Genomic DNA, 21,989 nt, shown 5'->3' with positions numbered 1-21,989 from the left:
GCAGCGAAAGCGCGGGGGCTGATCTGGAGGCGGTATGAACCAGGAACTGATGAACTTCTACAACCCGGCGGCGAAGCCGGAGACCTTCGACCAGATCCGCATCGGTCTGGCGAGCCCGGAGCGGATTCGCTCGTGGTCGTTCGGCGAGATCAAGAAGCCCGAGACGATCAACTACCGGACGTTCAAGCCCGAGCGCGACGGCCTGTTCTGCGCGCGCATCTTCGGTCCGATCAAGGACTACGAGTGCCTGTGCGGCAAGTACAAGCGCATGAAGTACAAGGGCATCGTCTGCGAGAAGTGCGGCGTCGAGGTCACTGTCTCCAAGGTGCGCCGCGAGCGCATGGGCCACATCGAGCTGGCCGCGCCGGTCGCGCACATCTGGTTCCTGAAGTCGCTGCCGAGCCGCATCGGCATGTTGCTCGACATCCAGCTGAAGCAGCTCGAGCGCGTCCTCTACTTCGAGCAGTTCATCGTCATCGAGCCGGGCCTGACCCCGCTCGAGAAGTATCAGCTGCTCACCGAGGATGAGCTTTACGAGGCGCAGGACGAGCACGGCGAGGACGCCTTCACCGCCGGCATCGGCGCCGAGGCGATCCAGAAGCTGCTCGAAAGCCTCGATCTCGAAGGCGAGAAGAAGATCCTCCTCGAGGAGCTCGCGGTCACCAAGTCCGAGCTCAAGCCGAAGAAGATCATCAAGCGCCTCAAGGTCATCGAGAGCTTCCTCGAATCCGGCAACCGCCCGGAATGGATGATCCTGAACGTCGTTCCGGTGATCCCGCCCGAACTGCGCCCGCTCGTGCCGCTCGACGGCGGCCGTTTCGCAACCAGCGACCTCAACGACCTCTACCGCCGCGTCATCAACCGCAACAACCGCCTGAAGCGGCTCATCGAGCTGCGCGCGCCGGACATCATCGTCCGCAACGAGAAGCGCATGCTTCAGGAAGCGGTCGACGCGCTGTTCGACAACGGCCGCCGCGGCCGCGTCATCACCGGCGCCAACAAGCGTCCGCTGAAGTCGCTCAGCGACATGCTGAAGGGCAAGCAGGGCCGCTTCCGCCAGAACCTCCTCGGCAAGCGCGTCGACTACTCCGGCCGTTCGGTGATCGTGACCGGTCCGGAGCTGAAGCTCCACCAGTGCGGCCTGCCGAAGAAGATGGCGCTCGAGCTGTTCAAGCCGTTCATCTACTCGCGCCTCGACGCCAAGGGCCTCTCCATGACGCTCAAGCAGGCGAAGAAGTGGGTGGAGAAGGAGCGCAAGGAGGTCTGGGACATCCTCGACGAGGTGATCCGCGAGCATCCCGTGCTGCTGAACCGCGCGCCGACGCTCCACCGCCTCGGCATCCAGGCGTTCGAGCCGGTGCTGATCGAGGGCAAGGCGATCCAGCTGCACCCGCTCGTCTGCTCGGCGTTCAACGCCGACTTCGACGGCGACCAGATGGCCGTGCACGTGCCGCTCAGCCTCGAGGCGCAGCTCGAGGCGCGCGTGCTGATGATGTCCACCAACAACATCCTCAGCCCCGCGAACGGCAAGCCGATCATCGTGCCGTCGCAGGACATGATCCTCGGGCTCTACTACCTCTCGATGGAGCGCAAGGGCGAGCCGGGCGAGGGGATGCTGCTTTCGGACATGACCGAAGTGCACCAGGCGCTGAACGCCAAGGCGGTGACGCTGCACTCGAAGATCACCAGCCGCGTCCCGCAGACGGACGAGGCCGGCAAGACCTACATGAAGCGCTACGAGACGACGCCGGGCCGGATGCTGCTCGGCGAGTGCCTGCCGAAGAACCACAAGGCGCCGTTCGAGATCGTCAACCGTCTCCTCACCAAGAAGGAGATCGCGGACGTCATCGACACCGTCTACCGCGAGTGCGGCCAGAAGGAGACCGTGCTGTTCGCCGACGCGATCATGGGCCTCGGCTTCCGCCACGCCTGCATGGCCGGCATCTCGTTCGGCAAGGACGACATGGTGATCCCGGACGAGAAGGAGGCGATGGTCGACGAGACCCGCGCGCTCGTGAAGGACTTCGAGCAGCAGTATCAGGACGGCCTGATCACGCAGGGCGAGAAGTACAACAAGGTCGTCGACGCGTGGGCGCGCTGCGGCGACCGCGTCGCCGACGCGATGATGGCGCGCATTTCCGCGCGCCCCGTCGACGAGAACGGCCGCGAGAAGCCGATCAACTCGATCTACATGATGGCGCACTCCGGCGCCCGCGGTTCGCAGGCCCAGATGAAGCAGCTCGCCGGTATGCGCGGGCTGATGGCGAAGCCGAGCGGAGAGATCATCGAAACGCCGATCATCTCGAACTTCAAGGAAGGCCTCACCGTTCTCGAGTACTTCAACTCGACGCACGGCGCCCGCAAGGGCCTCGCCGACACCGCGCTCAAGACGGCGAACTCGGGCTACCTCACCCGCCGTCTCGTCGACGTGTCGCAGGACTGCGTGGTGATCGAGGACGATTGCAACACCGACAACGCGCTGACCATCAAGGCCATCGTGGAAGGCGGCACCGTCATCGTCTCGCTCGGCGAGCGCATCCTCGGCCGCACGCTGGCCGCCGACGTCGTCGACCACAAGACGAACGAGGTGGTGATGCCCGCGGGCACGCTGCTCACCGAGGCGGAAGTCGCCGTCATCGAGGCGGCGGCGCCGCAGTCGGTGCAGATCCGCAGCCCCCTTGTCTGCGAGACGCGTCAGGGCGTCTGCGGCGCCTGCTACGGCCGCGACCTCGCGCGCGGTACGCCGGTCAACATCGGCGAGGCCGTGGGCGTCATCGCCGCGCAGTCGATCGGTGAGCCGGGCACGCAGCTCACCATGCGCACCTTCCACATCGGCGGCGCGGCGCAGGTCTCCGAGCAGTCGACGCTGGAAGCCAGCTTCGACGGCACGATCGAGCACCGCAACCTCGACACGATCACCGACAGCCGCGGCCGTCACATCGCGATGAGCCGCAACGGCGAACTCGCGATCGTCGACATGGACGGCCGCGAGCGTTCGGTGAACCGTATCCCCTACGGCGCGATCCTCGCCAACAACGCGGGTCACATCGTGTCGAAGGGCGACCGTCTCGCCGAGTGGGACCCGTACACGCTGCCGATCATCACCGAGAAGTCGGGTACGGTGAAGTACCAGGACCTCATCGAGGGCGTGTCGATGGCCGAGACCGTCGACGAGGCGACCGGCATCACCAACAAGATGGTCATCGACTGGCGCAGCCAGCCGAAGTCCGGCGACCTCAGGCCGCGCATCACCCTGCTCGACGAGGGCTCGGGCGAGGCGGCGCGCTACATGCTGTCGGTGGACGCCATTCTCTCGGTGAACGAGGGCCAGAAGGTGGAAGCGGGCGACGTGATCGCGCGTATTCCGCGCGAGGCCGCGAAGACCCGCGACATCACCGGCGGTCTGCCGCGCGTCGCGGAGCTGTTCGAGGCGCGCAAGCCGAAGGACAACGCCGTCATCGCGCGCGTCGACGGCCGCATCGAGTTCGGCAAGGACTACAAGACCAAGCGCCGCATCATCATCCACCCGGAGGACGGTTCGGACCCGGTCGAGTACATGATCCCGAAGGGCAAGCACATCTCGGTGCAGGAAGGCGACTTCGTGCGCCGCGGCGACTACCTGCTCGACGGCAACCCCGATCCGCACGACATCCTCGACGTGCTGGGCGTGGAAGCGCTGGCCGAATACCTCGTCTGGGAGATCCAGGAGGTCTACCGGCTGCAAGGCGTGAAGATCAACGACAAGCACATCGAGGTGATCGTCCGCCAGATGCTGCAGAAGGTCGAGATCACCGAATCGGGCGGCACCACGCTGCTCGTCGGCGAGCAGATCGACGTCGAGGAGCTGAACGAGGAGAACATCAAGGCCGCGAAGGAAGGCCGCGATCCGGCGGTGGGCAAGCCCATCCTGCTCGGCATCACCAAGGCGTCGCTGCAGACGCGGTCGTTCATCTCGGCGGCCTCGTTCCAGGAAACGACGCGCGTGCTCACCGAGGCGTCGGTGCAGGGCAAGTCGGACACGCTGATGGGTCTCAAGGAGAACGTCATCGTCGGCCGCCTGATCCCGGCCGGCACCGGCGCAGCCCTCGCCCGCGCCCGCATCGCGGCATCGAGCCGCGACGCGCAGCTCCGGGCCCGGCAGAAGCGGGCGCTCGAGGCGGGGCAACCTGCGGCTGACGAGAGTGCGACTGTCGACGCCTGACATCGCCTAATGACGAAAGGGGCCTCGCCGGGAAACCGGCGGGGCCTTTTTCGTTTCAGGGCAGTGCGTCGGCGTTCTTTACAACGATGCCGGCAAGCGGTTCGGCGAGACGGAAAAACCGTTGGATTTCCGGCACGCGGACAGGATGGCACGATCCATGCTTGTCCCATCGCGGGACAGGGGGACAGGAGGTCGGAGCGATGCTCTGGTGGGTCGCAGGCGTGGTCGGTGCATTGCTCTTTGCCGCGCTGCTGGCACCGCCGGCGCCGGGCCATCGCTCGCTGGGCCGGATGGATTTCGGCGACGATACCACGGACAAGGACGAAGGCGAACGGCAGGGCTGAACGCCGCGCTGTTGCGCGCGTCCCTCACCGGCCGGGGTTCCTGCGTCGACCGGGTTCCGATGTGAGTTTCGGGGTTGCATCGCGGTCGGCGAGGCCCGAAAGGCGGGAGCCAATGCCGCCGGAGCCTGCCGAAGTCCATGTACCCCTGTTGGAATTTGCTCCGCAGATCGACTAACGTCCGGCGCTTTCACGACGCGGAGCCGCATATTGCCTAGCAGCGATCTCAGGGTCGCCCTGTTCTCGGGCAACTACAATTATGTGAAGGACGGCGCCAATCAGGCGCTGAACCGGCTTGTCGGCTATCTGCTGCGGCAGGGCGTCGCGGTTCGCATCTATTCGCCGACCATCGAAAATCCGGCGTTCGAGCCGACCGGCGATCTGGTCTCGATTCCGTCCGTGCCGATTCCGGGGCGCGGCGAATATCGGCTCGGCCTCGGGATCGGCGGCGTGAAGGCCGATCTCAAGGCCTTCGACCCGCACATCGTCCACATCGCCTCGCCCGACATCATCGGCCACCGCGCCGTCGCGTGGGCACGGGCGCGGGGGAGGCCGGCGGTGGCGTCGGTCCACACGCGCTTCGAAACCTATTTCCGCTATTACCGGATGCACTGGATGCAGACGGTGATCGAGGCGGTGCTGCGCCGCCTCTACCGGCGCTGCGTGGAAATCTATGCGCCTTCGGAAAGCATGGCGGCGGTGCTCACCGACCAGCGCATGAGCCGCAACGTGCACATCTGGAGCCGCGGCATCGACGGCGACCTCTATCGCCCGGACCGGCGCGACATGGCGTGGCGCCGCGGACTCGGCATCGCCGATGAGGAGGCGGTGATCCTGTTCGTGGGGCGTCTCGTGCTGGAGAAAGGCCTCGATACGTTCGCGGCGACGCTCTCGGAACTGGATGCGCGCGGCGTGCCCTACAAGGCGCTGTTCGTCGGAGACGGCCCGGCGCGGCCGTGGATCGAGGCGCAGGCGCCGCAGGGCATCTTCCTCGGCTTCCAGTCGGGCGAGGCGCTCGCCCGCGCCTATGCCTCGGCCGACGTGATGTTCAACCCGTCGTCCACCGAGACGTTCGGAAACGTCACGCTGGAGGCGATGGCGAGCGGCCTGCCCGTGGTCGCGGCGCGCGCGACGGGAAGCCTCAGCCTCGTCACGCCCGGCCTCAACGGGCGGCTGACGACGCCCGACGACATACAGGAATCGGCGGATGCGCTTGCCGCCTACATCGCCGATCCCGAAGCGCGCGCGGCGGCCGGAACGGCGGGCCGCGAGATCAGCAAGCGCTTCGACTGGGACGCGATCAACGGCGCCCTACTGCAACGCTATCGCACCCTCGTGTCACGGCACTCTTCAAAAGCGCGCGGGTAAGCCCTATATGGGTGTTGCCGCCTTCGGGCGGCTATGGCGATAAATGATGCCGTGAAATAGGTACAGCGGACCCGGGGGCGGTACCCGGCGGCTCCACCAGTTTCACCGGGCGGGCGTACAGCGTTCCGTCCGGACATGGGGCCGAACTAGGATCGACGTGTGCTGAAAGACGGTTTTCTTCGCCCGGCCTGAATGCGCCGTAAAACCGTTCAAAATGACAAATGCCAACGACAACGAGGCATTCGCTCTTGCCGCGTAACTGAAGCCCTTCGGGGAATAGGTTACAAAGCTTAGCGCGGTTCGGGCCGCACCGGGCAACAGAAGCGGACACCAGCGGCACGGGGGGCGCCGGGCAACAGAAGCCCCCCACTTTCACGGTTCATCCAGAGACAGGCTTGACCGCGCGTCGGCTCCACGCCACCAAGTGCCCTTGGATGAAGAGGGCCGCATGAACGCCGAGACACCGGAAAGCCTGATCCCGTATGACGAGATCGTGCAGGATGCGCTGCGCGGCGTCGTGTACGGCGTTCTGAAGCGGGTGGAGACCGAGGGCGGCCTGCCCGGCAACCACCATTTCTACATCGCCTTCAAGACCGGCGCGCCGGGGGTCGAGATGCCCGCGCACCTGCGCCAGCGCTATCCCGACGAGATGACGATCGTCATCCAGCACCGCTACTGGGACCTGAACATCGGCCGCGAGCACTTCGAGATCGGCCTCTCGTTCAACCAGGTGCCCACCAAGCTTTCGATTCCCTACACGGCGATCACCGGCTTCCACGACCCTTCCGTGGAGTTCGCGCTGCAGTTCCCGGCGCCCGAGGGCGTCACGCCTTCCGCGCCCGAGCCTGAACCCGAGCCGACGCCGCCGTCCGAGAGCGGCGACGGGTCGAACGTGGTGACGCTCGACGCCTTCCGGAAGAAATGAGCAGGGTTCGGGTCGAGACCGACAGTTTCGGGCCCATCGACGTGCCCGCCTCCGCCTATTGGGGCGCGCAGACGCAGCGCTCCATCGGCAATTTCCCGATCGGCGGCGAACGGATGCCGGTGCCGCTGGTGCGGGCGCTCGGCCTCATCAAGCAGGCCGCCGCTTTCGTGAACGCCGAGCTTGGCGTGCTCGACAACAATCTCGCGCCCGCGATCATCGAGGCCGCCGCCGAGGTGGCGGCGGGCAAGCGCGACGACCAGTTCCCGCTCGTCGTCTGGCAGACCGGCTCCGGCACGCAGAGCAACATGAACGCGAACGAGGTGATCGCGGGCCGCGCCAACGAAATCCTCACCGGCACGCGCGGCGGCAAGGTGCCGGTGCACCCGAACGACCACGTCAACGCCTCGCAAAGCTCGAACGACACGTTCCCGACCGCCATGCACGTGGCGGCGGCGCGCGAGGTGAACGCGCGGCTGATCCCGGCGCTCCGGCACCTGCACGCGGCGCTCGCCGCGAAGACGGAGGCGTTCGCGGACATCGTGAAGATCGGCCGCACGCACCTTCAGGACGCGACGCCGGTGACGCTGGGGCAGGAGTTCTCCGGCTACGCGCAGCAGGCGGCGGACGGCATCGCGCGCGTCGAGGCGGTGCTGCCGCGGCTCTACCGGCTGGCGCAGGGCGGCACGGCGGTCGGCACCGGCCTCAACGCGCCGGAAGGCTTCGCCGAGGGCATCGCCAAGGAACTGGCGCGGCTTTCCGGCCTGCCGTTCGAAACCGCGCCCAACAAGTTCGAGGCGCTCGCCACGCACGACACGATGGTGGAGCTGTCCGGCGCGCTCAACGTGCTCGCGGTCAGCCTCAACAAGATCGCGAACGACATCCGCCTGCTCGGTTCCGGGCCGCGCTCCGGGCTCGGCGAGCTCGCGCTGCCGGAGAACGAGCCGGGCAGCTCGATCATGCCGGGCAAGGTGAACCCGACGCAGGCCGAGGCGCTGACCATGGTCGCCGCGCAGGTGATGGGAAACCACGTCGCCGTCACCGTGGGCGGCGCGCAGGGGCATCTGGAGCTGAACGTCTTCAAGCCGGTGATCGCCTACAACGTGCTGCAGTCGATCCGCCTCATCGCCGATGCGGCGGTGAGCTTCACCGACCGCTGCGTGGCGGGGATCGAGCCCAACCGCGAGCGCATCGCCGACCTCGTCGAGCGCTCGCTGATGCTGGTGACGGCGCTCGCGCCGGAGATCGGCTACGACAACGCGGCCGCCATCGCCAAGCACGCGCACAAGCACGGGCTGACATTGCTGGAGGCGGCCAAAGTTCTCGATCTTATCGACGAGACGCGATTCCGCGCCCTCGTCCGCCCCGAGACGATGTTGACGCCTGGCCGCTAGGCGGCGCGTTCCGCGTTTTCGGCGACCTGCTCATCGTAGTGGATGCCGAAGCGGTCCTCCTCCACCCACCTGACGATGCCGGAACGCGGCTGCTGGCCTTCCACGAAGGTCGTCACCCGGTCGTCGGGCTTCGGCAGCCAGCGCGCCTCGAACATGGCGCCGGTTTCCGAGGTGTTGCGCAGCCGAGCGCTCCGCCTGCGGCCGTTGTGCAGGATCGTGGCGCGGCGCAGCATGGCGATGCGGCGGGGCCGGTTCGATTTCACGCCGTTCGGCGCGATCGGCGCTTCCGAGCGCGCAAGGATGCCCGCCTCGGCCCACGGCACGGCCTTGCCGAAGATATAGCCCTGCACCTGCGTGCAGCCGATGCGGCGGATGATGTCGAGATCGTCGTGCGTCTCGACGCCTTCGGCCGTGGTGATCATGCCGAGACTGTCGGCGAGCGCCACGATGGCCTTCACGATCGCGGCCTTCTGCCCGCCGCGCTCGGCCGCGCCGGAGACGAACGAGCGGTCGATCTTGATCTTCTTGAAGGGCGCCTTCGTCAGATAGGAGAAGCCCGAATAGCCGGTGCCGAAATCGTCGAGCGTCAGCCGCACGCCGATCGCGCCGAGGCGCTGGAGCGTGGCGCGCGTCGCCGGGTTCTCCTCGAGGAAGACGCTTTCGGTGATCTCCAGCTCCAGCCGCCCGGGCGCAAGGCCGGCCTGCGCCAGCGCGTTCATCACCAGCGCGGGCAGTTCCGGGTTCGTCACCTGGATCGGCGAGAGGTTGACGGCGATGCCGATGTGCTCCGGCCATTTCGCCGCCACCATGCAGGCGCTGCGCAGCACCCATTCGCCGATGCCGTCGATGAGGCCGGTCTCCTCGGCGATGGGGATGAAGCTCGACGGCGGGATTTCGCCGTGGCGCGGATGGTGCCAGCGCACCAGCGCCTCGAAGCCGACAAGGGTTTCGCTCGCGGTCTCGACGATCGGCTGGAAGCTCAGGGAAAGCCCGTTTCCGGTGAGCGCGCTGCGCAGGTCGTTCTCGATCTGCCGCCGCGCCTCGGCGTTGCGGTGCATCCCGCCCTCGTAGAAGCGGTGCTTGCCGCGCCCGTCCGACTTTGCCGCGTAGAGCGCGAGGTCGGCGTTGCGCATCAGCGCGTCGACGCTGTGGCCGTTGTCCGGCCCGATGGCGATGCCGACGCTGGCGCCGATGACGATGCGGTGCCCTTCGACCATGTAGGGCGCGGAGAGATAGTCGATGATGCGCTGGGCGAAGGCGGAGAGCCCGCCCAGCGTCTCGGCGTCGCGCACGACGATGGCGAACTCGTCGCCGCCGAGCCGCCCGGCACGGCCGTCCGCACCGACGAGCGTGCCGAGCCGGTCGGCGACCTGTTCGAGCAGCTTGTCGCCCACCGGGTGGCCGAGCGTGTCGTTCACCGACTTGAAGCGGTCGAGATCGAGCAGCAGCAGCGCGCAGCGCTGCGGCACGACGCCGCCGTGGCTGAGAAGCGCGGTTTCCAGCGTCTCGCGGATGGTGATGCGGTTCGCAAGGCCGGTGAGCGGATCGAAGCGCGCAAGGCGGGTGGCGCGATCCTCGGAGCGGCGCACGTCGGTGAGATCGCCGCCGATCCCCGTGAAGCCTTCGAAGTGGCCGTGCTGGCTGTAGATCGGCGTCCCGGCGAGCGACCACCACTGGATGCCGAGCGGGAACAGCACGGGGATCACCACGTCGTGGAACGGCAGCTTGCCGTGCAGGTGGAACTCCAGCGTGCGCAGCGACGTGGCGGCCTCGTCGGGGTCCTCCACCTCGAGCGAGATGAGATCGCCGAGCGGGCGCCCGATGATCCGGTCGTTCGTGGTTCCGTGCGCCGCGCCGAACGAGGGCGAGATGTAGGTGATCCGGCCGCGGGCGTCGGTTTCCCAGAACCAGCCGCTGCCGCACGTCTCGAACGTCGCGCAGAGGCGGCGCACGCGCTGCTCGCCGAGATCGCGCATCGACGCCTCGACGCGCTCGATGAGCGCGCGGCGCCCGGCAAGGTAGAGCGTGAGCGCGCCCGACAGCACGATGACGGCCGCGGCCGACGAGGCGAAGCCGTCGAGCCGGGTGACGAGCGTGACCGCAAACGCCACCATGTAGGCCATCGCGGCGAGCGGCATCGGCGACAAGGCGACGATGCCGAGCACGAGCATCGAGATGGAGAGGACGAGCCCGAACGGCACGTCGCTGATGACCGGGAGCGTGCTCCAGAGCAGGCCCGCCGCGGCGCTGAGCGTGACGAGACCGCGCGCCGCGTCGACGACCTCTCCGGCTTTCGGCTGGGCCTCGCGCAGCCCGAAAACCGCGAACAGCGACGTCAGCACGGCGCCCGCCGCGAGCCACGCGCCCTGGATCGAGGCGGTGAGCGGCACGTGCCACAGCGTGACGCCCGACCAGATCAGCGCGCCGACCGCCGCGAACAGCGGAACGGTCGGGCGCAGATCGAGGAGCTGCCGATGCGTGTTGGCGATCTCGCTGCGCGAGGCGAGGCGGGGAAGCGCGACGCCCGCCAGCCAGTTCCGGGGCTCGCGGAGATTGGCGGCGGGATCGGTGCCGACGGCCGCGCGGATCGGTTTGGTGGAGCGGCCCGGCATGTCAGGCCGCCGTCGCCACCGAAGGGTCGGGCTCGGCGGCGGCGACGTGCCGGTCGCGCCCGGTCCTCTTGGCTTCGTAGAGCGCCGTGTCGGCGCGCCGGTAGACATGCCGCCAGCTGCGGTCGTCGGCGATGACGCCCGACGCGGAGCCGATGCTGACGGTGATGCGGATGCCGTCCGTCATCGGCGTCGCGCGGAAGGCGCGGAGGATCGTGCCGGCCGTGTCGTCGCGCTCGCCGTAGGGCACGATGAGCGCGAACTCCTCGCCGCCGAGGCGGCCGACGACGGCGTTCGCGGGCGAGATGCTCTCGATCAGCCGTCCCGCCTCGCGCAGCACGCGGTCGCCGAACTCGTGCCCGAAGCCGTCGTTGACGGTCTTGAAGTGGTCGATGTCGATCAGCAGCAGCCGGGCCTTCAGCTTGCCCTTGCCGCTGCGCCGGATGCCGTACTCGATGAAGGCGCGGCGGTTGAGGAGGCCGGTCAGCGCGTCGGTTTCGGCAAGGTAGGTCAGCTCGATCTCGCGGGCGCGCGCCTCGTCGCGCTCGGCGCGGATGTTGGAGATGCGGTAGGCGATGCCGATCATGCTCAGCACGCATTCGAGGCACATCGCGTAGAAATAGCTGTCCTCGATGAAGGCGCTCGTCTCGATGAAGCCGAGCGCGACGAGGATGCGGGCGAAGGCCCCGGCGAGCGGAACCGCCCATGCCACCGTGTAGATGAGGATGATGCGGCTGCCCCGGCGCCACGCGATGACCGCCATCGGGAAGATCAGCGCCATCGTGAGCGCGCCGAGGATATTGACCGCGGCGAGCGGGACATGGAGCAGCTCCGGCGCGCGGAACAGCGTGACGAGCGCGACGACGCCGGCGCCGACCTGCAACGTCGCGAGCGTGATGCCGGTGATCGCCAGCCGCAGGTGCACGGTGCCGCGCTCCAGCAGCGTGATCGTGAAGACGACCGCGAACCACAGCATCACGGGCAGGATGGCTTCGGCGGCCACGTTGCCGAGCATCGGCGGGATTCCCGCCGGAAGCGCCCGTATCAGGATGCCGGACGCGGCGATGCCGTACAGCAAGGTCGCGGCGGTCATGCCGCAGTAGAAGAAGAGGAAGGCGTAGCGCAGCCAGACGAGCAGCACGAGGTTGAAGAACAGCGTGGCGAGGATCACCCCGCCGAACAGCCCGTAGAGCATCGACTGGCGCTCGGTCTCCACGGCTTCCGTCCGCGCGTTCTCGACCGCGGGACGGACGAAGGCGCCGCGCGGGTCGACGACCTTTTCCGCGTGCAGCGCGATGGTCTCGATCGTGCCCGCCCGCCACGGGATGCGCAGCCGGAACATGCCGCCGAGCTCGGTGTGGCGGCCCGCGGAGGCGTCGTCGTGGCGCGCCGCCCACACGTGGCCGTCCGCATAGCGGACGTAGAGCGTGACCTCTTCGAAAAGCGTCTGCTTGAGGTGGACGGACAGGGGCTCGCCGGGGGTCTGCCTGAGATCGAGGCCGGATTTCACCAGCCAGCTGTCGCGCAGCTCCCCCGTCGACAACGAGCCCGGGCAGTCGCCGCGCGCGGCCCTCGCCATCGCCCCGGCAAGGCCGAGGTCCTTGTGATCGGCGAAAACGCACGCCCCGGCGCCGATGTCGAGCGCGATCCGCGCCGCCGCCGCCGACGGCAGCGCCAGCGCGCAGAAAAACAGTCCCGCAAGCAGGAGGAGCCCGCGCCGGGCGAACACGGCGGGTATGCCGAAAAAACCACGCATCATCGCGAGGTTAATCCACGGGTTGATAACGATTCGCTAATTACGTTTTTCTTTGCGCGAAGGCGTCAGCAGCGATCTTGACCACGGCTCACCTTGCTTTATGTCCGGCGCGCATGGAGAAGGCCGGAAGAATCGAGCGGCGCGGCATCCTTTTCGTGCTGTCCTCCCCCTCGGGCGCGGGAAAGACCACGATGGCGCGGCGGCTGCTGGCGGCGGAGCCGCAGATGGCGGTTTCGGTCTCGGCGACGACGCGCGCCAAGCGCCCCGGCGAGGTCGACGGCATTGACTATCACTTCCGCACCGAGGCGCAGTTCGACCGGATGGTCGAGGCCGGGGAGTTCCTCGAATGGGCGCACGTGTTCGGCAACCGCTACGGCACGCCGCGCGCCGCGGTCGAGGCGGCACTCGGCATGGGCCGCGACGTGCTGTTCGACGTGGACTGGCAGGGCACGCAGCAGCTCTCGCAGTCGATGGGCGACGATGTCGTGTCCGTCTTCCTGCTGCCCCCGACGATGGCGGAGCTGGAACGCCGCCTGCGCGCACGCCGCACCGACAGCGAAGACGTGATCGAGGGCCGCATGGCCCGCGCTGCGGCGGAAATCAGCCACTGGCCCGAATACGACTACGTGCTCGTCAACGAGGACATGCACGACTGCTTCGAGCAGATCCACACGATCGTCCACGCCGAGCGGCTGCGCCGCCAGCGCCGGGGCGCGTGGCTCACCGAATTCACCCGCGAGATGGTGGGAAAACAGGGCTGACCGTGCACGGCGGCAGGGGGTTAACGGCGGCGGCTCGCGTACCTATGTGAATGCCGGAAACATCACGGGACGGACGATGAAAGCGAACAGATCACTCTGGCTGCTGGCCGCGGGCGCAATCGCCGGGACGAGCTTTGCCATGGCCGTCGACCAGATCGAGCCGCAGGCCTCGGCGCAGCAGGCCTCCCAGCTTGCCGCGGCCGCCGCACCGCCGGAGACGCCGCGCCGCGTGCCGGCCAGCAACGCCGAGCTGATGCTGTCCTACGCGCCGCTCGTGAAGGCGACCGCGCCCGCCGTGGTCAACGTCTACACCGCGCGGGTCAGCCGCGCGCGGCGCGACCCGTTCTGGGACCTGTTCTTCGGCGGCGGGCGCATGACGCCGCAGCCGCGCGTCGAGCAGTCGCTCGGCTCGGGCGTCATCGTCGACGGGGCGGGGCTCATCGTCACCAACAACCACGTCGTGGAAGGGGCGGACGAGATCAAGGTCGCGCTCGCCGACCGCCGCGAGTTTCCCGCCAAGCTGATGTTCACCGACAAGCAGCTCGATCTCGCGCTCCTGAAGGTGGAGACCGGCGGCGCGGCGCTTCCGGTGGTGCCGCTCGGGGACAGCGACCGCGCCGAGGTCGGCGACGTCGTCATCGCCATCGGCAACCCGTTCGGCGTCGGCCAGACGGTGACGCACGGCATCGTCTCGGCGCTGGCGCGCACCGGCGTCGGCATCAGCGACTACCAGTTCTTCGTGCAGACCGACGCGGCCATCAACCCCGGCAACTCGGGCGGCGCGCTGATCGGCATGGACGGGCGCCTCGTCGGTATCAACACCGCCATCTACTCGCGCTCGGGCGGCTCGAACGGCGTCGGCTTCGCGATCCCCGCGAACATGGTGCGGCAGTTCATTGCAGGCGCGAAGAGCGGCAAGATCGCCCGCCCGTGGCTCGGCATGGCGGGCCAGCCGGTGACGGGCGAGATCGCGCGCGCCTCCGGCCTCGACCGGCCGATGGGCGTCGTCATCAACGAGGTGAGCAAGGGATCGCCCGCCGACCGCGCCGGGGTGCGGGTGGGGGACATCATTTACGCCGTGGACGGCAAGGACGCCTCCGATCCCGATACGCTGCGCTACCTCGTCGCCAGCAAGCCGGTCGGCGAGACCGTGAAACTGACGCTGCTGCGCGGCGGCAAGGCGGAGAACGTGGCGCTGAAGCTCGTCGCGCCGCCGGAAGTGCCGGCGCGCGACACGACGCTGCTCGGCGGCCGCTCGATCCTTGCGGGCATCACGGTCGAGAATCTCTCCCCCGCGCTCTCCGCCGAGCTCGGCGGCGGGCTGCCGGACAAGGGCGTGGTGGTGACGGGCGCCGACCCCCGCGCGCCCGCGCTGCGCTTCGGGCTCGTGCAGCCCGGCGACATCATCGAAGCGGTGAACGGCAGCGCCGTGGCGAGCGCGAAGGGGCTTCAGGCGCAGGCGAACGCGGCGGAGGCGGAAATGACGCTGCGCATGAACCGCGGCGGAGCCCCGCGCGAATGCTACTTCCGCGCGCCGTCCTCTTTGCAGTGCCGGGGCTGAAGTGGGGGGCTGAGCCCTATTCGAATTCCATGATGACGGCGTCGACGGCGAGGCTGTCGCCCGCTTTGGCGTTCACCGACTTCACCACCGACGCCTTCTCGGCGCGCAGGATGTTCTCCATCTTCATCGCCTCGACGACCGCGAGCGGCTGACCCGGCTCGACCTTGTCGCCCGCCGCCACCGCGACCGAGACGACGAGGCCCGGCATCGGGCAGAGCAGGAACTTCGAGAGGTCCGGCGGGATCTTCTCGATCATGTGGCCGGCGAGCGCGCTGGCGCGCGGCGTCAGCGCGCGGACGTCGTGGCCGGAGCCCTTCACCGTCATGCGGTAGCCGACGGCTTTCTGCGCGAGCTTCACGGCGACGCTGCGGCCGTCGACGTCGGCGAGGAACACCGGGTCGCCGGGCACCCATTCCGTCGCCACGTTGTGCGCGTGCGCGCCGCCCTCGAACGTGTGCGTCACGGTCCAGCCGCTGCTCGTCTCCTCGGCGTGCACGCTGAACGGCTTGCGGTCGATCTCGATCACCCAGTCGGCGCCGAACTGGGCGCCGTGGCCGTTGAGCTGGCCCTCGATGAACTGTGCGCGCTGCACGGTGATGGCGTTGATGACGGCGGCGGCGATGATGAGGTCGTCGCGCTTCCCGTCGGTGAAGGGCGCGCCCTCGAAGCCGTCCGGATACTCCTCGGCGATGAAGCCGGTGGTGAGGCGGCCGTCGCGGAAGCGCTGGTGCTGCATCACGGCGGAGAGGAAGTCGATGTTGTGGCCGATGCCGTCGATCCGGTAGCGGTCGAGCGCCGCGACCTGAAGGTCCGCCGCGCCCTCGCGCGTCGGCGCGTGGGTGATCAGCTTGGCAATCATCGGATCGTAGAACATCGAGATCTCGCTGCCCTCGACGACGCCGGTGTCGACGCGCACGGTGGTCTCGCCGCTGGTCTCCTCGGGCGCGGCGTAGCGCGTCAGGCGGCCGATGGAGGGCAGGAAGTTGCGGTAGGGGTCCTCGGCGTAGACGCGGCTCTCGATGGCCCAGCCTTCGAGCTTCACGTCGCCTTGCGTGAAGGCGAGGCGTTCGCCCGCCGCGACGCGGATCATCTGCTCGACGAGATCGAGCCCGGTGATGCACTCCGTCACCGGGTGCTCCACCTGAAGCCGCGTGTTCATCTCGAGGAAGTAGAAGCCCTGACCCGTGGTGTCGGCGCCGCTGACGATCAGCTCCACCGTGCCCGCGCTGTAGTAGCCGACGGCCTTCGCGAGCGCGACGGCCTGCTCGCCCATGGCCTTGCGCATCTCCGGCGTCACGAAGGGCGAGGGCGCCTCCTCGATCACCTTCTGATGACGGCGCTGGATCGAGCATTCGCGCTCGCCGAGATAGACGACGTTGCCGTGCTGGTCGCCGAGCACCTGAATCTCGATGTGGCGCGGCTCGACGATGAACTTCTCGATGAACACGCGGTCGTCGCCGAAGCTGTTCAGTCCCTCGCGCTTCGTCGCCTCGAAGCCCTCGCGCACGTCCTTCTCGCTATAGGCGAGGCGCATCCCCTTGCCGCCGCCGCCGGCCGACGCCTTCATCATCACCGGGTAGCCGATCTCGTCGGCGATGCGGACGGCGTGCTCGGTGTCCTCGATCTCGCCGACGAAGCCGGGGACGACATTGACGCCCGCCGCCCTGGCGAGCTTCTTCGATTCGATCTTGTCGCCCATCGCGGCGATGGCGCTGGGCGGCGGGCCGATGAAGGCGATGTTCTCTTCCGCGAGCTTCTTCGCGAACCACTCGCGCTCGGACAGGAAGCCGTAGCCGGGGTGCACGGCCTCCGCGCCCGTCGCCTTGCAGGCGGCGATGATGGCGTCGCCGAGCAGGTAGGATTCGGCGGCGGGCGGCGGGCCGAGCCGCACGGCCTCGTCCGCCATCTCCACGTGGAGCGCGCCCGCGTCCGCATCCGAATAGACCGCGACCGTCTTGATGCCCATGCGCCGCGCCGTCTTGATGACCCGGCAGGCGATCTCGCCGCGGTTCGCGATCAGGATTTTCTTGAACATGAAAGGCGGCGCCCCCCCGAAACCTTATGACGAAACCAATGACGGGGACCTTCAAGCGGCGATGCGCGGCGGCGTCAAGTGTTGAGGAGAGAGAGAAACGTCTCATCGGCGACGCCGCGACCTTCCGCCTGTTGCAGCAGGTCGAAGTCGCCGCGGTGGTTCACTTCCACGAACGACGGCCCGTCGGGGGTAATGGCGACATCCCAACCCTGTATGGGGATGCCGCGCAAGCCTGTTGCGGCAGAGCGCACGGCGTCCAGCGTCTCCGGCCAGAACGGCAGCCGCCAGCCGGCAAAGGGCGTTTCGGTGTCGGGGTGACGGTCGACGGCGCGGCGGTTCGCGCCGATGCCGGAGTACACGCCGACGACATCGCCCGTTTCCGCATCGACCCGTCCAAGCATGTTGCCGCTTTTGCCGCTGCGGTAATTGTCCGTCATGTTGCGGCCGACCGGGATACGGAAGGCGATACGATGCACATGCGGGCCTTCCGGCAGCAAAAGGACCATGATTCTGAGCGTTGCGGCTCGCTCGCCTATCACGCGGGCGATTTCGACGTGGGGACGGAGCACCTCTTGGAAAATGAGAGGGCCGGCGGTGCGCGGCCATTTTTTCCTGACATACTCACCGATCGGAATTTTGCTGCCGTCCGCCCTGTGCAGCGTATCCGCCGCGCGATCGATACTTTCGATAAGCTCGCACCCTGCGCCAAGCGACGCGTCCGAAGGCTTTGCAAAGACGGGAAAGGGGCAAGCCTCGCGCAGCCAGTCGGCCAGCGCCTCGGCGCTGGCCAGCGTGGGGGCGCCGGGACAGGTACGGTAAGCGTGGCCGATACCCACCACCTTCGGATAGCGCAAGCCGAAGCCGTCGAGAAACTGGTACGTCATCAGCTTGTCCTCAGCGATCCCATTCCAATTGTGATTGCCGATTCGATAGACGAAATCCTTGGCCTCCTCTTCCGAGCCGACAAACGCCGACTTCGCTTCGGCGGAGATTTCCGGCCGGTAAAGGCGCTGTTCGTAATATTCCCTCGGTTTTATTCGGAACGGACCAGAACGCAGGCGGACCATTTCGGCAAATTGCGTAAAGACGGGCGGGCCGCCATCCGCCGCACCCATGCGGGCATAGCTCAAGGCTTCCGTTATCTTCGCGATTTGTCGTCTCATGCGGCGCTCGCCTGCAGCATGTCCATATCCGCATCCCGCAGCGGTTCGAGGTAGATCTGCGGCAGGACAATGCCGGGCGCGGCGTTCACCTCGATCAACATCGGCCCGTCCCTTGTAAACGCGAGATCCCAACCGGCGAGCTTCAGGCCCGGCAGATAGGACGCGGCCCGGCGTATGTCGGCAAGCGCCTGCGGCCAGTCCGGCAGCATGAGCTGCGCGAACGGGACGCCGGTGTCCGGGTGCTCGACCAGATCACGCTGTTCCAGGCCCGTGCCCTGCGAGGCTCTGATCAGGCGTCCTGTCCCGGAATCAATGGCGGCATAGGCATTGCCCGTATCGCCGCCCGCGAAATTATCCGTCATGGCCTTGCCCACGGGGATACGCAGGACCGTGCGTTTCACCTTGAACGTGCCCTCGTGCGTGAAGGTCATCACGCGTACCGTCGCCAGGCGGTCGCCGATAACGGCCGCAAGGTCGGGGTGAGGATGCGCCACCTCCTGAATGATGAAGCCGCATTTGCGCGTGCCGCTATGGTTGGCGATGAAGGTGTCGATAGGCACCGTTTCGCCGTTGCCGAGGCAAACGAGCCCCGCATCCATGTCCACGGCGCGGACCAGCGCTGCGCCGCGCCCTCGAATATCGTCCACCGGCTTGATGAAAAACGGTTTGTCGCGGCGGTTTTCCAGAAACGTCCGTATATCGGCGGGAGAACGCAAATGGTCGGCTCCCGGGAATACCCGCCACGGATGGATGATCGCCAGCACGGGCGGTATGGGCAGTTTCCATGCCCGCATCATAGTATAGAACAGTAGTTTATCGCTTCCCACCGCATAAAAACGCTGGTCGTCGAAGATGTAGAGTCTCGATCGTGCGCGCGCGTCCACGAAGCGAAGCTTTTTCTCGAAGGGTATATCGGGCCTATACAGCCGGAACTTGAAATAATTGTCGGCGTGGAGGCGTCCCGGCCCCGCGCGTAACCGCAGCATGTCTGTGAACTGCCCTATAAGGGAGCGGCCAGTCTGCGCCTTTGCCTTGCGTGCCGATTGCAGGACTTCGCTGAACGGTATTCCGAAGACCTTCATGTCACAGCCTTCCGGGCAGGACTTTGGCTGCCTATGTTGAAAGGACGTAAGAGCGCTTCAAGTACAAGACTTTTTTCACAGAAAATTTAAATCGGTATGAATGCGCGCGCCAGCGTCCTGCGCTGAACTGCACGGTGATGGCGACCACCCGGCCCGGTGCACGATGCGCTTACGCTACACGGCTTCCGTTGCACATGCGGGCGCGGCACATGCGGGCGCGGGCGTCATCGGCCGGACGCCGAGGCGCGCGAACAGCGCGGCGTCCTTGCTGTCGCCCGCGTTCGGCGTGGTGAGCAGCCGGTCGCCGGTGAAGATGCTGTTCGCGCCCGCCATGAAGCACAGCGCCTGCGCGCTGTCTGACATGCTTTCGCGGCCCGCCGAGAGACGCACCATGCTTTCGGGCATCAGGATGCGCGCGATGGCGACGGTGCGCACGAACTCGATCTCGTCGATCTTCGCGAGCGGCGTCTCCGCCAGCATGTTGCCGAGCGGTGTGCCCTTCACCGGCACCAGCGCGTTGATCGGCACGCTTTCGGGGTGGTGCGGAAGCGTGGCGAGCGCATGGAGGAAGCCGATGCGGTCGCTGCGCGTCTCGCCCATGCCGACGATGCCGCCGGAGCACACGTTGATGCCCGCGGCGCGCACGTTCTCCAGCGTTTCGAGGCGGTCCTCGAAGGTGCGCGTGCTGATGACGTTGGCGTAGTTTTCGGGCGAGGTGTCGATGTTGTGGTTGTAGTAGTCGAGGCCCGCCTCGGCGAGCTGGCGCGACTGCTCGGGCGTCAGCATCCCGAGCGTCATGCAGGTTTCCATGCCCATCGCGCGGACGCCCTTCACCATCTCGACAATCTTCGGCATGTCGCGGTCCTTCGGCGAGCGCCACGCCGCGCCCATGCAGAAGCGGCCGGAGCCCGCGTCCTTCGCGGCGCGCGCCTCGGCGAGCACGCTGTCCACGTCCATCAGCTTCTCGGCCTTGAGGCCGGTTTCGGCGTGCACGGACTGGCTGCAATAGCCGCAATCCTCGGGGCAGCCGCCGGTCTTGATCGAGAGCAGCGTCGAGAGCTGCACTTCATTGGCGTCGAAGCCCGCCCGGTGCACGGTCTGCGCCCGATACATCAGGTCGGCGAACGGCAGGTCGAACAGCGCGGCGACCTCGTCGCGCGTCCAGTCGGTGCGGACCTCACGGGTGACGGGCGTGTGGACGTTCATGGGCGGGACTCCCTCCTAGAGCGGGATGTTGTCGTGCTTCTTCCACGGGTTCTCGAGGCTCTTGGTGCGGAGCTTCCTGAGCCCGATGGCGATGCGCCGCCGCGTCGAGTGCGGCATGATCACCTCGTCGATGAAGCCCTTGGAGGCGGCGACGAACGGGTTGGCGAAGCGCGCCTCGTACTCGCGCGTGCGCCCGGCGATCTTCTCGGGGTCGCCGATGTCCTTCCTGAAGATGATCTCCACCGCACCCTTCGCGCCCATCACCGCGATCTCGGCGGTCGGCCACGCGTAGTTGAGGTCGCCGCGCAGGTGTTTCGACGCCATGACGTCGTAGGCGCCGCCGTAGGCCTTGCGGGTGATGACGGTGATCTTCGGCACGGTCGCCTCGGCATAGGCGAACAGCAGCTTGGCGCCGTGCTTGATGATGCCGTTGTGCTCCTGCGCGGTGCCGGGGAGGAAGCCGGGCACGTCGACGAAGGTGATGATCGGGATGTTGAAGGCGTCGCAGAAGCGCACGAAGCGCCCGGCCTTCTTCGCCGAGTTGATGTCGAGCACGCCCGCCAGCACCGTCGGCTGGTTGGCGACGATGCCGACCGTGTAGCCCTCGATGCGCGCGAAGCCGATGATGATGTTGCCCGCGTGGTTCGGCTGAAGCTCGAAGAACTCGCCCTCGTCCGCCACCTTCCGGATTAGCTCGTGCATGTCATAGGGCTTGTTGGCGCTGTCCGGGATCAGCGTGTCGAGGCTGGGCTCGATGCGCTCGGGGTCGTCCTCGGTGGGGCGGAACGGCGCGGGCTGGCGGTTGCTGAGCGGCAGGAAGTCGAAGAAGGCGCGGGTGCGGAGCAGCGCGTCGACGTCGTCCTCCATCGCCACGTCGGCGACGCCCGACTTCGTCGTGTGCGTGATCGCGCCGCCGAGCTCGTCCTGCGTCACCACCTCGTTGGTCACGGTCTTCACCACGTCCGGGCCGGTCACGAACATGTAGGACGAGTCCTTCACCATGAAGATGAAGTCGGTCATCGCCGGGCTGTAGACCGCGCCGCCCGCGCACGGACCCATGATGAGGCTGATCTGCGGCACGACGCCGGAGGCGAGCACGTTCCTCTGGAACACCTCGGCATAGCCGCCGAGCGAGGCGACGCCCTCCTGGATGCGCGCGCCGCCCGAATCGTTGAGGCCGATGACGGGCGCGCCCACCTTCATCGCCATGTCCATCACCTTGCAGATCTTCTGCGCGTGCCGCTCCGAAAGCGAGCCGCCGAACACGGTGAAGTCCTGGCTGAACACGTAGACGAGGCGGCCGTTGATGGTGCCGGAGCCGGTGACGACGCCGTCGCCGGGGATGGTCTGGTCGGCCATGCCGAAATCGACGCAGTTGTGCTCGACGTACATGTCGAGCTCCTCGAAGCTGCCGGGATCGAGCAGGATGTCGAGCCGTTCGCGGGCCGTCAGGCGCCCCTTGGCGTGCTGCGCGTCGATGCGCGCCTGCCCGCCGCCCAGTTTCGCGGCCTCGCGGCGCCGTTCGAGTTCGGCAAGCACCTTCTGCATGGGCGACTGTTCCCCTTTTATGACCCTCGTATCGCCCGAGCG

The 21,989-nt window shown here is 67.5% G+C and carries 14 protein-coding genes and 1 other RNA gene; 8 read left to right on the top strand and 7 right to left on the bottom strand.

Annotated features, from left to right (window positions below; translation table 11 throughout):
- The first annotated feature begins 34 nt into the window (after window positions 1–34).
- The 6 genes from rpoC (at window position 35) to fumC (ending at window position 8,226) form a co-directional block, all read left to right on the top strand.
- A complete protein-coding gene (rpoC, locus tag PE061_RS01710) occupies window positions 35–4,201 on the top strand; it encodes a DNA-directed RNA polymerase subunit beta' (RefSeq protein ID WP_271257504.1) in 4,167 nt (1,388 codons plus the stop codon).
- Between the two features lie 200 nt (window positions 4,202–4,401).
- Window positions 4,402–4,545 carry a hypothetical protein gene (locus tag PE061_RS01705; protein ID WP_271257503.1) on the top strand — a complete coding sequence of 48 codons (144 nt, stop codon included), beginning with the start codon at window positions 4,402–4,404 and terminating at the stop codon, window positions 4,543–4,545.
- Window positions 4,546–4,752: 207 nt separating this feature from the next.
- Window positions 4,753–5,910 (top strand): glycosyltransferase family 4 protein, encoded by a 1,158-nt coding sequence (locus PE061_RS01700; RefSeq protein ID WP_271257502.1) that lies wholly within the window; start codon window positions 4,753–4,755, stop codon window positions 5,908–5,910.
- Window positions 5,888–6,242, top strand: a transfer-messenger RNA (tmRNA) gene (gene ssrA / locus PE061_RS01695). Before PE061_RS01700 ends, ssrA begins: the two co-directional genes overlap by 23 nt.
- A 116-nt stretch (window positions 6,243–6,358) precedes the next feature.
- A complete protein-coding gene (locus tag PE061_RS01690; RefSeq protein ID WP_271257501.1) occupies window positions 6,359–6,835 on the top strand; it encodes an SspB family protein in 477 nt (158 codons plus the stop codon).
- Window positions 6,832–8,226 (top strand): class II fumarate hydratase, encoded by a 1,395-nt coding sequence (gene fumC, locus PE061_RS01685; RefSeq protein ID WP_271257500.1) that lies wholly within the window; start codon window positions 6,832–6,834, stop codon window positions 8,224–8,226. The genes PE061_RS01690 and fumC overlap by 4 nt, the downstream gene beginning before the upstream one ends.
- Here the strand turns inward: fumC and PE061_RS01680 are convergent.
- Both PE061_RS01680 and PE061_RS01675 read right to left on the bottom strand, forming a co-directional pair.
- Window positions 8,223–10,838 (bottom strand): EAL domain-containing protein, encoded by a 2,616-nt coding sequence (locus tag PE061_RS01680; RefSeq protein ID WP_271257499.1) that lies wholly within the window; start codon window positions 10,836–10,838, stop codon window positions 8,223–8,225. The genes fumC and PE061_RS01680 overlap by 4 nt on opposite strands.
- 1 nt (window position 10,839) lies before the next feature.
- The gene (locus PE061_RS01675; protein WP_271257498.1) at window positions 10,840–12,594 is read right to left on the bottom strand and encodes a sensor domain-containing diguanylate cyclase; all 1,755 of its coding nucleotides are present in this window, start codon (window positions 12,592–12,594) and stop codon (window positions 10,840–10,842) included.
- A gap of 110 nt (window positions 12,595–12,704) precedes the next feature.
- Here PE061_RS01675 and gmk point away from each other — a divergent pair, with 110 nt between their 5' ends.
- Entirely contained in the window at window positions 12,705–13,352 is a 648-nt protein-coding gene (gene gmk, locus PE061_RS01670; protein ID WP_271259107.1) for a guanylate kinase, read from the top strand.
- 76 nt (window positions 13,353–13,428) lie between these two features.
- The gene (locus PE061_RS01665) at window positions 13,429–14,913 is read left to right on the top strand and encodes a Do family serine endopeptidase (RefSeq protein WP_271257497.1); all 1,485 of its coding nucleotides are present in this window, start codon (window positions 13,429–13,431) and stop codon (window positions 14,911–14,913) included.
- A gap of 16 nt (window positions 14,914–14,929) precedes the next feature.
- Here PE061_RS01665 and PE061_RS01660 read toward each other — a convergent pair whose 3' ends face one another.
- The 5 genes from PE061_RS01660 to PE061_RS01640 all read right to left on the bottom strand — a co-directional run bounded on the left by PE061_RS01660 (window position 14,930) and on the right by PE061_RS01640 (window position 21,947).
- Window positions 14,930–16,948 carry an acetyl-CoA carboxylase biotin carboxylase subunit gene (locus PE061_RS01660; protein WP_271257496.1) on the bottom strand — a complete coding sequence of 673 codons (2,019 nt, stop codon included), beginning with the start codon at window positions 16,946–16,948 and terminating at the stop codon, window positions 14,930–14,932.
- A gap of 74 nt (window positions 16,949–17,022) precedes the next feature.
- The gene (locus PE061_RS01655) at window positions 17,023–18,111 is read right to left on the bottom strand and encodes a sugar-transfer associated ATP-grasp domain-containing protein (protein WP_271257495.1); all 1,089 of its coding nucleotides are present in this window, start codon (window positions 18,109–18,111) and stop codon (window positions 17,023–17,025) included.
- Window positions 18,108–19,193: a sugar-transfer associated ATP-grasp domain-containing protein gene (locus PE061_RS01650; protein WP_271257494.1), complete on the bottom strand. Its 1,086-nt coding sequence runs from the start codon at window positions 19,191–19,193 to the stop codon at window positions 18,108–18,110. Before PE061_RS01650 ends, PE061_RS01655 begins: the two co-directional genes overlap by 4 nt.
- Before the next feature lie 174 nt (window positions 19,194–19,367).
- Window positions 19,368–20,399 (bottom strand): biotin synthase BioB, encoded by a 1,032-nt coding sequence (gene bioB / locus PE061_RS01645; RefSeq protein WP_271257493.1) that lies wholly within the window; start codon window positions 20,397–20,399, stop codon window positions 19,368–19,370.
- 15 nt (window positions 20,400–20,414) lie between these two features.
- The gene (locus PE061_RS01640; protein ID WP_271257492.1) at window positions 20,415–21,947 is read right to left on the bottom strand and encodes an acyl-CoA carboxylase subunit beta; all 1,533 of its coding nucleotides are present in this window, start codon (window positions 21,945–21,947) and stop codon (window positions 20,415–20,417) included.
- Window positions 21,948–21,989: the final 42 nt, after the last annotated feature.

It is taken from the genome of Sphingosinicella microcystinivorans (assembly GCF_027941835.1).
Classification (GTDB): Bacteria; Pseudomonadota; Alphaproteobacteria; order Sphingomonadales; family Sphingomonadaceae; genus Sphingosinicella.
Note: the sequence above shows the minus strand (reverse complement) of the source record. Positions and strands in the feature narration are given on the sequence as shown.